Below are 15,111 nucleotides of genomic sequence, written 5' to 3'. Positions count from 1 at the left end.
TAATACTCGGGTAAACGTTCTAACCAGCTATCGGCCCGCCGGACCTAATCTCCTCGTTGGCGGAGTCAGCATATTTATCGAAGTTTTCGCGGAACAGCTTCGCCAGTTTTCGGGCCTGTTCGTCGTACTGGTTCTGGTCCTGCCAGGTATCGCGGGGATTCAGTACCTCGGCGGGTACGTTCGGGCACGACCTGGGTACGGCAACGCCAAAGATCGGATGGTTGTGGTATTCAACGTTTTCCAGTTCGCCGTTCAGGGCGGCCGTGATCATGGCGCGGGTATACTTGAGCTTAATGCGCTGGCCGGTTCCGTAAGCTCCGCCTGTCCAGCCGGTATTGACCAGCCAGACATTGGTTTGGTTCTCCGACATCTTTTGGCCCAGCATTTCGGCATATTGCGTCGGGTGCAGCGGCAGAAAGGCCTCACCGAAACAAGGCGAAAACGTAGCTTTAGGTTCGTTGATACCTACTTCCGTACCAGCCACTTTAGCCGTGTAGCCGGAAATGAAGTGATACATAGCCTGTTCCGGTGTCAGTTTGGCAATAGGGGGCAGCACGCCGAAGGCGTCGGCCGTTAGAAAAAAGATGTTTTTGGGGATGCCACCGACCGACGGCTCCAGCGCGTTATCGATAAAGTGAATCGGGTACGACACGCGGGTATTTTCGGTCTTGGATTTATTGCTGTAATCGACCGAGCGGGTTCCCGGATGAAACTTCGTATTTTCCAGAATAGCGCCGAATCGCACAGCATGGTAGATTTCCGGCTCTTTTTCGGCCGACAGATCAATCACCTTGGCGTAGCAACCACCTTCAAAGTTAAACACACCCTCGTTGGCCCAGCCGTGCTCATCGTCACCAATCAGTTTCCGGTTCGGGTCGGCCGACAGCGTGGTCTTACCCGTGCCCGACAGCCCAAAAAATACCGCTGTGTCACCGTTCTGCCCTACATTGGCCGATGCGTGCATGGATAAAGTATGGCGCTCAGCCGGCAACTTGTAGTTGAGCACCGAGAAGATACCCTTCTTCATCTCGCCGGTATAGCCCGTGCCGCCGATGAGAATTACGTTTTGGGTCAGGTTCAGAATGGCGAAGTTCTCGTTGGTAGTGCCATCCTCTGCCGGATTGGCTTTAAACTCCGGAATGCAGATAATGGTAAAATCCGGTTTGAAATTCGTCAGCTCTTCTGCCTTTGGCCGCAGAAACATATTATAGCAGAACAGATTGTGCCAGGCGGAGGTATTGTACACCTGAATATTCAGGCGGTAATCGGGATGAGCACCGGCGTAGCCGTAGCGGACGTAGACCCGCTTGTCGGCCAGGAACTCTACCATCTTCCGGTGCAGCGCATCAAACTTAGCCGGATCGAAGGGAATATTAATATCGCCCCACCAAATGGTGTCGGCCGTGGTATCGTCTTTAACAATGTAGCGGTCTTTGGGGCTGCGGCCGGTAAAGGTACCGGTATCACAGACCAGCGCACCACAGTCGGCCAGCTCGCCTTCGCCGTTGCGGATGGCGTGTTCGATCAGTTCGGCCGGTGAAAGGTTGTCGAATCGTTCGGCGGATGTAATGGCGAAGTTCCCGGCCGTTTCAGCAGCCGGTGCTTCCATGGTTTCATGAAAAATCATACTATTCCTGTTTGTTGATGGCAAGTAAATGTAAAAAGAAAGAGGCAGGAATGCGGTATATCAGGCCTGGAAATGATTTTACGCCATATAGAGTAACCAACTCAAACACAAGCCGATGATTTTGTATTTATGGTGATAAACCATCATCTTTTGTGAGATTAGCGGTGGGGGCGTATCTTTACATCTTTTTTCGCGTTTAATTACCAAACTTTCTTTTTTTTATTTCATCTGACAAACCTTATCGAATGGAAGCAACAGCAACCACTCCGGCCACCTCAAACAAACACCCTACCGGTCTATACGTCCTGTTTTTCACCGAAATGTGGGAGCGTTTCAGTTACTACGGTATGCGGGCTATTCTGCTGCTGTTCCTGATTGCTAACATTGGTACGGGCGGTATGGGGCTGACGGAGGCCGAAGGAGCCGCTATCTATGGTTTATACACCGCTTCAGTCTACCTGCTTTCTCTCCCCGGCGGCTGGATTGCTGATAATATTCTGGGCCAGCGTAAATCCATCTGGTTTGGTGGCTTAATTATCATGCTGGGGCACATTATCCTGGCTATTCCGAGCGGCAGCACGTTGTTCTATCTGGGTCTCTGCACCGTAGCGGTCGGCACGGGTCTGCTGAAACCGAACATCAGTGCTATTGTCGGTGAATTGTACCCGGAAGGTGGTGCCCGGCGCGATGCAGCTTTCAATATATTTTACATGGGTATCAACCTGGGCTCCTTCCTGGGCATTACCATTGTGGGGTACCTGGGGCAGAAGGTAGGCTGGCATTACGGGTTCGGTGCGGCTGCTGTTGGTATGGGGCTGGGCATGATCATTTTCCGAATTTACGGCCAGAAATACCTGAGCAACTACGGTAACGAGCCTAAGAAAGCCGAAACGACCGAAGCAAAATCTAAAACAGGCAGTCGCTCATTGATTGGCTTCCTGGTTGGTTTGGCCGCTGTCCTGGTAGTCCTTCAATTAACGGGTACAATAGATCTGACCACAGCCCAGGGTCTGGCAAGAGGCATGGGTACCATTATCTCGCTGGTAGCCGTGAGCTACTTTGTGTACATCCTGCTGGCGGGTGGTCTGGATGCGACCGAAAAAAAGCGGGTAGCGGTACTTTTCGTGTTCTTCCTGGCAGCGGCCCTGTTCTGGGCTGGTTTTGAGCAGCAGGGCTCGTCGCTGCAAATCTTTGCCGACCGCTATACCGACCTGAACCTGTTTGGCTGGCAAATCCCGTCGAGCTGGTTCCAGAACTTCAATCCGGCGTTTATTCTGATATTCTCGCCGATTCTGGCTTCGCTCTGGATTGGGTTAGCTAACCGCAACCGGAATCCCTCTACCCCTACCAAATTTGGCTTGGGGCTGGTCTTGCTGGGTGGCGGCTATCTGATCATGGTTTTTGCCGCCATGATCGCTCGCACCGGCGAACTGACCTCTCCGCTCTGGCTGACGTTTACGTACCTGTTCCACACCTTAGGCGAATTGTGCCTGAGCCCGGTTGGTCTGAGCGCCTTTACCAAGCTGGCTCCCCGCCGGTACGTGAGTCAGTTGATGGGTATCTGGTTTGTGGGTGCGTCACTGGGTAACCTGATCGCCGGCCTGTTTGCGGGCGGCTTCGACGAAGAGAACGTGCAGCAGATGCCCGACCTCTTCATGAGCGTGGTCTACTTCAGCTTCGGCTTCGGCATCCTGATCCTCATCCTGTCACTACCGCTGAAGCGTTGGATGGGCGGGGTGAAATAGAATGATAAACGATGAATGATGAACGTGTTGCTTCGGAGCAACTTAAGGACGCGTCAGCTCATTCATCGTTTATCATTCATCATTAAAAACTCACCCTCCCGCTTTCTTCGCCTTGTAGCCTTTGCTGGTGAGCCAGGTGAGAACTTTGTCGCGGTGGTCGCCCTGAATCAGGATTTCGCCGTCTTTGGCGGAGCCGCCGGAGCCGCAGACGTTTTTGAGCTGCTTGGCGAGGTCGGTGAGGTCGGCGTCGGTGCCGATGAAGTCTTTAACGGCCGTGACAACCTTACCCCCGCCTTTGCGGTCGAGCCAGACCTTGAGGTTTTGCTGCTGGGGCGGCAGGGTTTCGGCGCCTTCACCACTGTTATCCTGATATTGAAAATCGGGGTCGGTAGAGTACACCACGCCCGAACGGTTTTTCTTGCTCATAGCGTTACCACAGTTATCAGACAAAGGTAATGGAACCCGATGGATGTACCTATTTCTTCTCGTACACGATACCGGCAGTCCACCGTAAGTCATTACGCCGGCGCCCCGGTACCACTACGCTTTCGTACGTATTGAATACCGTACTCCGCAGGCTGAGGGCGTTGCTGATTTTTACCTGTAGGCTTACGCTGCCGTTCCAGCGCAGGTTCCGCTGCCCCAAAGCCGGCTGGTAAAAGACTGTATGCGACAAGGTCCAGCGGTCTTTATCAAAGGTGTACTGACCAAATAACCGGGCGGAGTTCCGCCAAACGTCTATGTCATTGATTTCCTGAAAATTGGTATTCTCCCGCATAAGTACATTGGTGAGTGACAGGTAAGCCCGCTTGCGATTGACGAGTTTATAACCCACCCCAGCGGCTATGGTATAGCGAAGCAGAATCTTCCGCAAGTTGCTTCGTTCGACAGACCCAAACGCCAGGTAATAGAGTCGCTCTTCGTGCCGGAACGTCGTTCGAAAATCAGCAAAAAATTCCCGTTCGTTCAGCATCTCATTCTGCCGGCCGTATACGAACGAGGGATTGGTTGAAAATTTGAACCGCCTGCTTAACTCGTAATCTACGGCCGAGGCCAGTTGCAGCAGGATCCGGTTGACGTTACCGCTGGTGGCGGTGCCATCGGCCGTGAGCCGGTACCGGAAGATAGGCGTGTCCTCCGGCTTTACCTGTTTGGTCGTGTCAGCCGTAGTTCGGGAGGTATCCCGGCCAGTCTGGGTTGTGTCTGGGGTCGACGGACGAAGCGGATCGGTTTGTTCGGTGACCTGGGCATAACTGATACGGCAAAGAAACAGACTGACAATAAAGCAAAAACGCACAACCTTCATAGTACATTGATGTGGTAGTAGCCGCAGTCAGGGCGCTGCGGTTAACATTAAAACGCCAAAATAACCTAAACTCACTTATTCCTTTTTAGCTTTGGCCTATTCTCTACCTAAACCACCTGTCGCTTATGACCCGCTGGGGTATTCTGGGCCTGGGCCGCATCGCCCATAAATTTGCCACTGATCTGCTCACGCTTCCGGACGCCGAACTGTACGCCGTAGCCTCCACCTCCGCCGAACGGGCGGCTGATTTTGCCGCGCAGTACAACGTACCGCACCACTACGGCCGCTACCAGGACCTGCTGACCTGCGAAGGGCTGGATGTGGTGTACATTGCAACACCCCACGTGGGTCACCACGCGCATACCCTGCTCTGCCTGAACGGTGGATTGCCGGTACTCTGCGAAAAACCCTTTGCGATGAATGCCCGGCAGGTGCAGGAAATGGTGCAGACCGCCCGGACTAAACAGATCTTTCTGATGGAAGCACTCTGGAGCCGGTTTATGCCCAGTGTGGTGAAAGCACTGGATTTGATTGAAGCCGGCACGATCGGCAAGGTACTGGGCATCCGCGCCGACTTCGGCTTTCAGGCCCCATTCCTGCCCGATAAGCGGGGATTCAATAAAGACCTTGGCGGAGGGTCCCTGCTGGACATCGGCATTTACCCGCTGTTTCTGTCTTACCTGCTATTGGGCAAACCACAAACCATAAAAGCGTCGGTTACCATGAGCCCGACGGGCGTAGATGAGCAGTGCGGTATGGTGCTGACCTACGCCGGCAACCAAATGGCGGTGCTCAACAGCAGCTTCGTCACCAAAACCCGCACCCACGCTTTCATTTACGGCGAAACCGGAAATATATACATTCACGGCCGCTGGCACGAAAGCCAGGGTGTAACGCTGGAGCCGCACGAGGGCGACGAACAGGTGTTCCTGTACGAACGCACCACCTGGGGCTACGACTACGAAGCGCAGCACGTAATGCAATGCCTGCGCGAAGGGCGTACCGAAAGTCCGCTGTGGACCCTCGACGACAGCATTAACCTCATTGAACTCCTGGATGCTGTCCGGCAGGAAGTCGGGCTGTGGTATAACGAAGACGATCTGGATAATACGCTGACCCATTGATCTGCCTCACAGCAGAACGTCCCGCCATCCGCAGAAAGCTGAAAAGCTGTACCTTTGCTCCTTGCAAACCGCCGACTGCCAACTGATGACTCAACCAACCGACCGCTACGCCCAACGGGGCGTGTCAGCCTCCAAAGAAGACGTACATAACGCCATTGCCAACCTCGATAAAGGCCTTTTTCCAAAAGCGTTCTGCAAAATTGTACCTGATGTGCTGGCCGGTGACCCGGCCTACTGCACCATTATGCACGCCGACGGGGCCGGCACTAAATCGTCGCTGGCTTACCTGTACTGGCGTGAAACCGGCGATCTATCAGTCTGGCGGGGCATAGCGCAGGATGCGGTGGTGATGAATACCGATGATTTGATCTGCGTGGGCGCTACCGGTCCCATGCTGCTGTCGTCCACCATTGGCCGGAACAAGAACCTGATACCGGGGGAGGTCATTGCCGAGATCATCAACGGCACAGAAGAGGTGCTGGACATGCTGCGCCGGCACGGCATCGAAATACACAGCACCGGGGGCGAGACCGCCGACGTAGGTGACCTGGTCCGGACGATCATTGTGGACAGCACCGTCATTGCCCGGATGCGTCGCGCCGATGTCATCAGCAACGACCGGATTCAGGCCGGCGATGTGATTGTCGGGCTGGCATCGTTTGGGCAGGCCACCTACGAGACAAGCTACAACGGTGGGATGGGCAGCAACGGCCTTACCTCCGCCCGCCACGATGTACTGGCCCATTCCCTCGCCGGCAAATATCCCGAAAGCTTCGATCCGGCTGTTGACAAGAGCCTAATTTACAGCGGAACCAAACAGTTAACAGACAAAGCAGGAGGAACTCCAATGGATATAGGCCGGCTAATCCTCTCCCCTACCCGGACCTATGCGCCCATTGCCAAAGCTCTCCTGGATGAACTGCGGCCGCACATCCACGGGATGGTGCATTGCAGCGGGGGAGCCCAAACCAAAGTGCTGCACTTTATTGAGAACCTGCACGTCATCAAAAACAACCTGTTCCCTATTCCGCCCCTGTTCCGGCTGATTCAGGAAGAGAGCGGCACCAGTTGGTCTGAAATGTTTAAGGTCTTCAATATGGGGCACCGGCTGGAAATTTACCTGTCTGAAGTTCACGCCCGGCAAGTGATTGACATAGCCGGTCAGTTTGGTGTTGAAGGCCGGATCATTGGCCATGTAGAGGAATTTGCCGGTAAGCAGGTGACAATCAATACAGATGAAGGTATTTTCAAATTTAACTAGGTTTTAAAAGCATTATAACCACCTGTTAACGATACCGCTCATATTATCATGTAACGTTGCAGCAGCAAACTGTTTATCAATTACTTACTGCTGCAACCATCGTGATATGTATGGCAACACGTCTCTACCTCTTTTTCCTGTTAACCTTTTGCGCTCACCTGACTTTTGGACAAACCACTTACTTCCAGCAGAATTTTTCGGCAGGTGGCACAACAGCCAGTTATATAAATACAGCCTCTCCGTCGGTAGGTCAGTTTACCGATATTAGCAGCGGCACCGGCCTGACGGGTGCTTCATCGGCCACCATTGGTAGCAATTATCTGGAGGTCAACCGTCCGACGGGTAGCTCAGGTCAGGTGCGGTTTTGCCGGGCATCTGATTTTGCCCCCACACCGCCTTCGCTGTATATTCAATTCAGCATTGACATATCAACCATCGACGATCAAAGTTCAGCGGCTTTTTTCTACGTAGGCGGCAACAAGCTGGACAACAGCGGCAGCACGCCTGCAAACGCCGATTTGTTTGCGAAGCTGAGCATCTGCTTTGCCGGCGGAGGAGCCCCTAGCAACACGGATAAATACTACCTTCGGGATACTGACGCCAATAAGAATACGCCAAACTATACCGGTAAAACCAATATCACCTGGGTGCTGAACAAAACGGGCGGTACTTTAACCTATGTAGCACCCGGCGGAGGAAAGAGCACTGTAGCTAATAACAAATATGATCTTTGGGTCAACAACACCAATGTCTTTGATGACTATAACGTGTTAACCGCTGCCATTAACCTGCAGCGGATCAAACTGCTGTTCAACAATGGTACAGGTAAAATCCGCTTCGGCGATTTCCTGATCCGGGATGTAGCCGGCGTATTGCCGGTCAAGCTGGTTACCTTTCAGGCTAAGCCGCAGGGTAAACAGGTGCAGTTGAATTGGGCAACGGCCTGGGAACGTGATGCCTCGCATTTTGTGGTAGAACGGGGCCATGATCTCAACAACCTTGTTCCTATCGGGCAAGTAAAGGCAATGGGCAATACCGATCAGCAAATGACGTATACCTTTATTGACGAGCGGCCAATGCCCGGTGCTAATTATTACCGGCTCGTGCAGGTAGATACAGACAACAAACTCGAACAATCCAAGATTGTCGCAGCGGTTGTGAATGACTCCCAGCCAGGAATAGACATTCTCGGCAATCCCATTGAGGGTAATGTGGTTCGTTTTTCGGCCAGAAACCTGCCGGAAGCCGGCTACCGCCTTTTGTCGCCATCCGGCAACGATATTCCTTGTCAGCTTCAATCGTATGCAGACGGCACAGTACAACTTACTCCATTGTCTACGCTGCCGGCCGGGATATATACGCTTCAGGCTGTCGGCGAAGACGTCCGGCTTTCGAAGAAAGTTCTGGTACGGTGAGAGTTATCCGATTAGCTCTACAATGTCTTTGTACAATGTGAAGTTTGCATCAGCCGTAACCATTATTTTCCTAACAAGTCCCTGGGCTGAAGTATTCAGCCCAGGGATACTCATAAACCTACATCAACGCCAGTTCCTCTTCCTCAGCTGCTACCGGTTTGCGTTCAACCTTCGGTGGCAGCAGCTTGTACAAGACAGGCGTTACAATCCGCGATAGCAGCGTTGAGCTGATGAGGCCCCCAATCAAGACCAGCGCCAGCGGAGAATACAAAGGGTTACCCTCTACCGCCAACGGAATCAGGCCACCAATGGCCGTGAGCGAAGTCAGGACAATAGGCACAAAGCGAATCTCACCAGCCTCCTGAATAGCATCCAGCAGCGGCACCCCCTCTGCCCGGAGTTGGTTGGTAAAATCGACCAGCAGAATTGAGTTCTTTACCTCAATACCAATCAGCGCTATCAGGCCGATTACAGCGACGAACGAGAACGGATTGCCCGACAGCAGCAGCGCGGCAATAGCCCCGATAATGCCCAGCGGAATTACCGACAGTACGATCAGCGAACTCTTGAACGTACCGAACTCCAGAATCAGCACCGCCAGGAAACCAAAGGCCGTAATCAGAATGATGGTGCCCAGGCCGCTGAACGACTTCTCCCGGCTCTCCAGTTCGCCGGCCGCTTTGAAGGAGAAGCCCTGCGGAAACTTCATCACGTTCAGCTTTTTCAGTACCTCGTTGTAGACATTATCCACCAGGTAGCCGCTCTTCACAAAGCCGGTTACGGTTACGTAGCGGTCTTTATCGTAGTGCCGGATCTGGTTGGTGCTGGTTTCAAACTGCAAGTCGGCAATCTGGCGCAAGGGCACGGCTCCGCCGGTCAGGGTATTGATGTACAGGCTGTTCAGCACCTGCTGATCGGCAACTTTGCCTTTGGGTATAGTGACGTTGATGGCGTAATCATCGCCGTTCCGGTCTTTGAAAGTGCCTACGTTCAGGCCGGCAATAGCCAGCCGGATGGTCCGGTTTATGTCGGCGACCGACATGCCCAGCAGCCCGGCTTTTTCCTTGTTGATGTTGATACGCAGGTCGGTTTTACGGGTGGCCAGCGGATTGTTGACGTAAATCAGACCGGGAGTACCCTTCAGCACGGTTTCGACGCGGGCGGCCATAGCCTGCAGGGTATCCAGATTTTCGCCAAATACCCGAATGGCTACCGGCGCTTCCTGATCGGGTCCCTGCTCAAAATCTTTAACCTCAATCCGAGCGTTGGGGTATTCTTTAAATGTATCCCGAAATTTATCGATCAGTTTCCGCTTGCGTGCCGGCGGCATATCGTTTAACTGCACAAAGAACTGCGAGAAGTTGGTAGCCTCGCTACGCTGGACTACATTGTAATAGATCCGCGGATTGCCTTTGCCCACGTTCGTGGTAAAATACTTGATCTCCGGCTCCCGGCCCAGCACACTCTCCACGTACCGCGCTACCTGATTGGTCGCCTGCAGGCTGGTGCCGTCGGGCGTTTCGATGTTGATCAGGAATTGCGGTTTTTCCGAAGCTGGGAACAGGGCAAACCCTACTTTTGGCACCAGTGATAAGGCCCCCGCAAATATCGCCAGTGCAGCAACCAGCGTCAGGGCCGGGTGGCGTAATGCCCAATGCAGCAGCCGGGTATACGAGCCGCTGATGACTTTTTTCATGGCCCGCAGGAAAATGTTACCCTCCGGATTATGCGATTCTTTCAGCAGGCGGCTCGACAGGAACGGCACAATCGTCAGCGACACCAGCAACGACGCCAGAATGGTGGTTACCACGGCCATAGGCAGGGAGCGGATAAAATCGCCGGAGGCTTCGGGTAGGAAAAGCAGGGGCAGAAATGCCAGCACCAGCGTAACGGTACAGCCAATCACGGCCAGTGTAATCTGTTTGGTGGCCTGGATAGCAGCCTCCCGCTTCGAAAAGCCTTCGCGCAGGTACCGTTCAATATTTTCGACTACCACAATCGAGTCATCGACCAGAATACCCAGGGCTACAATCAGGCCCACAATACTCAACTGGTTAATGCTGAAGCCCAGCGCGTCGAGCAGGCCCAGCCCAATGGCCAGCGACAGCGGTATAGAAATCATTACCACCAGCGCAGCCCGGAAGCCCAGCGGCAGCAGCGTCAGCGATACCAGCAGAATGGCAATACCAAAATCTTTGGCAAATCGGCTCAGCCGTTTGCTGACACTGGCCGCCTGGTCGAAGCTCTTCACCAGTTTGATATGGGGCGGCAGCGTTTTGCCGAAATCGTCAATAACCGGATTGAGCTGCTGACCGACCTTATCAATGTTCTCGCCCATTTTCTGCCCGGCGGTTACCAGCACCGCGCGGTGGCCGTTCAGGCGGGTGATGTGCGTTTCTTCCTCGTAGTTGTAATCTACATCGGCAATGTCGCGAAGGTAAACAAGCTTTTGGCCGTTGGTGTACACGATGGTGTTGCGGATCTCGTCCAGCGATTGGTAATCACCACTGGTCTTCACGTTGAACTTACGGGTACCCGCCTGGATACTGCCACCGGGAATATTCAGGTTTTCGGCCTGAAGGGCACCAATGACGCGGTTTGCCGCAATACCTTCCTGCGCCATTTTCTCCAGGTTCAGGGCAATCCGCACTACGCTGGCCGGGTAGCCCCAGTCTTTGGCGTTTTTGAGGCTGGTAATTTTTTCCAGCCGCTTCCGCAGGTTATCGGCATAGTCGCCCAGTTCCTTGTTTGAGGCTACTTCGGAGACAAGCGCCACCTGCACAATGTTCACATCGGTGGGACTAAACTTCTGGATTTTGATGGCGAACACATCCTGAGGCAGTTCGGCCCGTAAGGCGTTTACCTCCCGAACAACCTCCTGATACTTCTCGTCGGGGTCCTGGTTGTAATCGTATTCAATCCGGAGTACCGCCAGGCCGTCATCAACGTTGGAAATGACGTGCTTGATGTTTTCCAGTTCGTTGAATTTCTTTTCGGCGGGGTCAACCACCAGTTCTTCCATATCCGTAGCATCGGTGCCGGGATAGACGATGATTACCGCGAACGACGGAGCGGTGAATTCAGGGTCTTCTCCACGAGGCATATTTAGCAGCGAGTTGACGCCCAGCGCCACCACCGCAATGAACATCACCAGCATAAACTGCCAGTTCTTGACAGAAAATTCAGATAGATTCATGGCTGGTATCAGTTAATGAAGGGTTACCGTTGAATTCTCGGTGAGGTAGGCAGAGCCGGCAGTCACCACTGCGGTGTTGGTAGCGATACCACCCGTGACGAGTACGGTAGCACCGTCGATGAAGCCGATCTGGATGGGCAGTTTGCGGACGTGCTTTTTGTCGTCGGCCAGGACGTAGACAGAGGCCTCTTTGCCGTTGCCTTCTACAATAGCTTCAATGGGCACTACGGCGTAGGACCGGCTTTGGGCGGGTTGCAGTTTCACTTTGGCAAACAGGCCGGGGGCAAAACGAGCGGCACCAGGGTTGATACGCACTTCTATTTCGTAGAGCTTGTTCATGGGGTCGGCGGCCTGAGCCAGTTTGCTTACGGTACCGGTAAAGGTCTGGTCGGGGTAGGCGTCGAGCATAACGGTAGCACGGTCGCCGGGCTTCAGCCGCGCCCAGTCTTTGTCAGACACACCCACGCGAACTACCCAGTCAGACTGGCGGTTGGAGGAGATCATGAATACCGGGGCACCAACGGAGGCCAGTTCGCCCTCGTTCATCAGCTTGCGGGTCACGGTACCGTCTACGGTAGAATGAATCTGGGCGTAGTTGCGGTTAAACTGCGCGATGGTCAGGCTCTGTTTGGCCAGGTTGGTGCCGGTAGTGGCGTTCTGCAACTGCTCCAGGGTAGCGGCTGTGTCGGCGTAGAGGGCTTTTACCCGCGCCAGGTCGCGTTCGGCTTTATCGGTGGCAAACTGCGCCTGCCCCACCTGCGCGTTAATCTCGGTCAGGTCGAGGGTAGCCAGCAACTGCCCTTTGCGCACAAACTGCCCCTCCTTCACGTACACTTTGTTGATAATCCCGCCTATCTTGAACGACAGCCGGGCCTCCTCCGACGAAGACACCAGTCCCGAAGCCACCACCGGCTCCGACCGTACTACCGAAGTAACAGGGGCCAGTTTCACCGGCACCGCAGCATCCTCCGACCGGGTACTTGCCATTGTCGTTGTCTTAGCAGTTTCCTCCGCCTTCGTGCCACATGCCCACAAGGCCGCAGCCAACACTAAAGATGTAAACAAGTGTAAAATCTTCATGATTGAATTCATTTAATGCTTAGCGTTTCATATTTAACTTTTCACTGAATAGCCGTAACCCGATCCAGCGCGGCCTTTTTCACCAGCACATCGTAGCGGGCCAGCGACTGCTGAAGCTGGCTGGTCAGGCGGTCGTTCTCTGCTTTCAGGTATTCGACCAGCAGGGCCTGGCCGTTGCGATATTTGCTGTCGATGAGCCGGAAGGTCTGCTCGGCATTCACGAGGCCGTTCTGGGTAGCGCTCAGGCTCTCTTTGGCGGCATCCAGGTCGTAATAGGCCTGCACCACCTGCAGCTGAATCTGTTTCTGCACCTCCGAGATTCTGGTTTGCAGCAGGTTGGTCTGAATTCTGGCCTGCTGAATTTTGGAGCGTTTTTCGTACCCCCGGAACAAGTCCCACTGCAGGCCAATCTGACCGATTACGTACGCCTGATTGCGGAAGGTGTAGCCAAACCCCTGAAAGCCGGTATTGCCACCAATGTAGATATTCGGAATGCGGGCATTGGCTTCGTTCAGCTTCACCGCATTTTGAGCAGCACGCAGCGAACTGCTCAATTGCACCAGTTCCTGCCGGTTGCGCACCGCCGTTTGTTGCAGATCGGCCACCGGGAAACCTTCGGCCAGGGACGCAGTACGGCTAAGGGCACTGTCGATGAGGATGTTAGCAGTAAGGTCGCGATTGAGCAGGAAGTTAAAATACGCTTTGGCCGATTCCCGGTTCTTTTCGGCAACCGCCAGCTGCTGATCCAGCTTACTGACCTCGTAACGGGCGGAGGTCACTACGTCTTTAGTCGCGACATTATTGCTGACCAGCTTCTCGTTCAGCCGGGTCAGTTCCCTAAGCACCGCGCGCGAGTTCTCGTAGATCCGGACGGCATCCAGCGTTTGGAGATACTGGTAATACGCCGATGCTATAGTATAACGCAGTTCATTTTCCACTACCCGCCGACGCGCTTCCTGCCCCGAGATCAGGTCTTTCTGGATCAGGTAATTGTAGTGAATATCGGTATTAAAAACGGCATACTGTACGCTCAGCTTCGTATCGTGGAAGTTATTGGGAGCCAGCAGTTCATTCACATTTGGGATGTTGGTCGGGAAGCGCTCCGCCCCTGTAAGCTGGTTGAGGGTCCGGTACGCCGGATTGAGCAGATCGCCTACCGGAAACTCCAGCCGCCGGCCACCGGCCGCCAGCGAATAAACGGGGTTGAACGCCACCTTTGGATAAAACAGCGATTTCGCCTGATTCAGCGATTCCGTGACGCGGCTCAGTTCGAGCGATTCCTGCTTCAGCGCCAGATTATTTTGCAGACCTTCCTGAACATAGACATCCAGGATAGGGGAAGGTTGGGTAGCGGCCAGCCTGGGCACCGCCATCATTAACCAGAGCAGCGAACTGATTGTAAGCTTCATAACCAAAGTTAATTTTGTAAACAGTGTTTAGTAAACGGCAAATTTTTTTAGAGTCCTTTCCGAATCGTTTCTGAAAAAAGCTCAAACGCTTCCTGCATGAGTTTTCCGCGTCGTTCTTCGCTGAAGACCATCATGCGCTTACGCAGAAACAGCGCAGATAATCCGTGCACCATACTCCAGATCATTAGGGCCGCCCGTTCGGCATCCTGGTGTTTAAACACGCCGGCATCAATACACTCCTGTACCACCTGAACCAGTATTCCGAATGCATTGCGGCCTTCGTCCCAGACATCGTCGCGGCACTCCAACGTATCCATTGGCGCAGTCATGATAAACATCAGGTCGAACAGTTCAGGGTTTTCGAAGGCGAAATGGATGTACTGCTGCCCCATTGTGGTAAGCCGCTGAAATGGATCTTTAATGGCAAATACCGGCTGAAATTCTTCAATCAGTTTACCAAAGGCTTCCTGATGAAGCGCAAAAAGCAATTCGTTCTTATCCTTGAAATACAGGTATATTGTTGCCGGGCTGTATTCAATAGCATCGGCAATGTTGCGTATACTGACTTTCTCGTACCCGTTTTCCAGAAACAAGTGCCGCGCAGCCTGCAAAATCAGTTTGCGCATTTCGGCGCGCTCCCGCTCTTTCCGCTCTGTAATTCCCATAGCTTTGTTGATCAACAGCACAAACTTACTGAACAGTGTTTATTAAACAAGCAATGTTTACTGAAATGTAGATTTAAATTGATTAAACGGCGAAAACAGCAGATAGACTGACTAGTCCCTGATACTTTGTGGAAAACAGTTCATGGGCCGGAATGGGCAACTCACCTGCGTTTTTTGACGAATAGGCTAAGGACACTTCGGGAATCGACTCTTTCCTGCTGAATTTTGCCTTGTTAGCTCTTGTCGGGTATAAGTAAGTACATGAGCAAAATCAGTCGTTGAT

At 53.3% G+C, this 15,111-nt stretch carries 11 protein-coding genes; 4 read left to right on the top strand and 7 right to left on the bottom strand.

The annotated features are described in order from the left end of the window. Window positions 1-19: 19 nt before the first annotated feature. Entirely contained in the window at window positions 20-1,627 is a 1,608-nt protein-coding gene (gene pckA, locus ABD931_RS24740) for a phosphoenolpyruvate carboxykinase (ATP) (RefSeq protein ID WP_345270703.1), read from the bottom strand. Between the two features lie 245 nt (window positions 1,628-1,872). On the opposite strand from pckA, the gene ABD931_RS24735 reads away from it, so the two are divergent. Further along, window positions 1,873-3,372 carry a peptide MFS transporter gene (locus ABD931_RS24735; protein ID WP_345270702.1) on the top strand — a complete coding sequence of 500 codons (1,500 nt, stop codon included), beginning with the start codon at window positions 1,873-1,875 and terminating at the stop codon, window positions 3,370-3,372. Between the two features lie 90 nt (window positions 3,373-3,462). Here the strand turns inward: ABD931_RS24735 and ABD931_RS24730 are convergent, their stop codons facing one another. Both ABD931_RS24730 and ABD931_RS24725 read right to left on the bottom strand, forming a co-directional pair. Then, entirely contained in the window at window positions 3,463-3,798 is a 336-nt protein-coding gene (locus ABD931_RS24730) for a translation initiation factor (RefSeq protein ID WP_345270701.1), read from the bottom strand. A 49-nt stretch (window positions 3,799-3,847) separates the two neighbouring features. Further along, on the bottom strand, window positions 3,848-4,678 hold the full coding sequence (locus ABD931_RS24725; protein ID WP_345270700.1) for a DUF481 domain-containing protein: 831 nt from the start codon (window positions 4,676-4,678) through the stop codon (window positions 3,848-3,850). Between the two features lie 125 nt (window positions 4,679-4,803). Here ABD931_RS24725 and ABD931_RS24720 point away from each other — a divergent pair, with 125 nt between their 5' ends. The 3 genes from ABD931_RS24720 (at window position 4,804) to ABD931_RS24710 (ending at window position 8,478) form a co-directional block, all read left to right on the top strand. Then, window positions 4,804-5,802 carry a Gfo/Idh/MocA family protein gene (locus tag ABD931_RS24720; RefSeq protein ID WP_345270699.1) on the top strand — a complete coding sequence of 333 codons (999 nt, stop codon included), beginning with the start codon at window positions 4,804-4,806 and terminating at the stop codon, window positions 5,800-5,802. 85 nt (window positions 5,803-5,887) lie between these two features. Then, window positions 5,888-7,063, top strand: a complete 1,176-nt coding sequence (locus ABD931_RS24715) for an AIR synthase related protein (protein ID WP_345270698.1) — start codon at window positions 5,888-5,890, stop codon at window positions 7,061-7,063. Window positions 7,064-7,173: 110 nt separating this feature from the next. Next, on the top strand, window positions 7,174-8,478 hold the full coding sequence (locus ABD931_RS24710; RefSeq protein WP_345270697.1) for a T9SS type A sorting domain-containing protein: 1,305 nt from the start codon (window positions 7,174-7,176) through the stop codon (window positions 8,476-8,478). A 118-nt stretch (window positions 8,479-8,596) separates the two neighbouring features. Here ABD931_RS24710 and ABD931_RS24705 read toward each other — a convergent pair whose 3' ends face one another. The 4 genes from ABD931_RS24705 to ABD931_RS24690 form a co-directional block, all read right to left on the bottom strand. Beyond that, window positions 8,597-11,674: an efflux RND transporter permease subunit gene (locus tag ABD931_RS24705; protein ID WP_345270696.1), complete on the bottom strand. Its 3,078-nt coding sequence runs from the start codon at window positions 11,672-11,674 to the stop codon at window positions 8,597-8,599. A gap of 12 nt (window positions 11,675-11,686) precedes the next feature. After that, complete coding sequence (locus ABD931_RS24700; protein WP_345270695.1) at window positions 11,687-12,754, bottom strand: efflux RND transporter periplasmic adaptor subunit; 1,068 nt, start codon at window positions 12,752-12,754, stop codon at window positions 11,687-11,689. Window positions 12,755-12,795: 41 nt separating this feature from the next. Further along, window positions 12,796-14,130 carry a TolC family protein gene (locus ABD931_RS24695; RefSeq protein ID WP_370469353.1) on the bottom strand — a complete coding sequence of 445 codons (1,335 nt, stop codon included), beginning with the start codon at window positions 14,128-14,130 and terminating at the stop codon, window positions 12,796-12,798. Window positions 14,131-14,210: 80 nt separating this feature from the next. Further along, window positions 14,211-14,828, bottom strand: coding sequence for a TetR/AcrR family transcriptional regulator (locus tag ABD931_RS24690; RefSeq protein ID WP_345270693.1), 618 nt, complete (start codon window positions 14,826-14,828; stop codon window positions 14,211-14,213). Window positions 14,829-15,111 lie beyond the last annotated feature (283 nt).

Source organism: Nibrella viscosa (assembly GCF_039541875.1).
Lineage (GTDB): Bacteria > Bacteroidota > Bacteroidia > Cytophagales > Spirosomataceae > Nibrella > Nibrella viscosa.
The sequence above is the reverse complement of the archived record's forward strand: the minus strand, read 5'-3'. Positions and strand labels throughout refer to the sequence as shown.

Excerpts from the sequence above, each read along its gene's own strand:
- pckA (WP_345270703.1), bottom strand. The coding sequence starts at position 1,627 with ATGATTTTTCATGAAACCATGGAAGCACCGGCTGCTGAAACGGCCGGG.
- ABD931_RS24735 (WP_345270702.1), top strand. The coding sequence starts at position 1,873 with ATGGAAGCAACAGCAACCACTCCGGCCACCTCAAACAAACACCCTACC.
- ABD931_RS24730 (WP_345270701.1), bottom strand. The coding sequence starts at position 3,798 with ATGAGCAAGAAAAACCGTTCGGGCGTGGTGTACTCTACCGACCCCGAT.
- ABD931_RS24725 (WP_345270700.1), bottom strand. The coding sequence starts at position 4,678 with ATGAAGGTTGTGCGTTTTTGCTTTATTGTCAGTCTGTTTCTTTGCCGT.
- ABD931_RS24720 (WP_345270699.1), top strand. The coding sequence starts at position 4,804 with ATGACCCGCTGGGGTATTCTGGGCCTGGGCCGCATCGCCCATAAATTT.
- ABD931_RS24715 (WP_345270698.1), top strand. The coding sequence starts at position 5,888 with ATGACTCAACCAACCGACCGCTACGCCCAACGGGGCGTGTCAGCCTCC.
- ABD931_RS24710 (WP_345270697.1), top strand. The coding sequence starts at position 7,174 with ATGGCAACACGTCTCTACCTCTTTTTCCTGTTAACCTTTTGCGCTCAC.
- ABD931_RS24705 (WP_345270696.1), bottom strand. The coding sequence starts at position 11,674 with ATGAATCTATCTGAATTTTCTGTCAAGAACTGGCAGTTTATGCTGGTG.
- ABD931_RS24700 (WP_345270695.1), bottom strand. The coding sequence starts at position 12,754 with ATGAAGATTTTACACTTGTTTACATCTTTAGTGTTGGCTGCGGCCTTG.
- ABD931_RS24695 (WP_370469353.1), bottom strand. The coding sequence starts at position 14,130 with ATGATGGCGGTGCCCAGGCTGGCCGCTACCCAACCTTCCCCTATCCTG.
- ABD931_RS24690 (WP_345270693.1), bottom strand. The coding sequence starts at position 14,828 with ATGGGAATTACAGAGCGGAAAGAGCGGGAGCGCGCCGAAATGCGCAAA.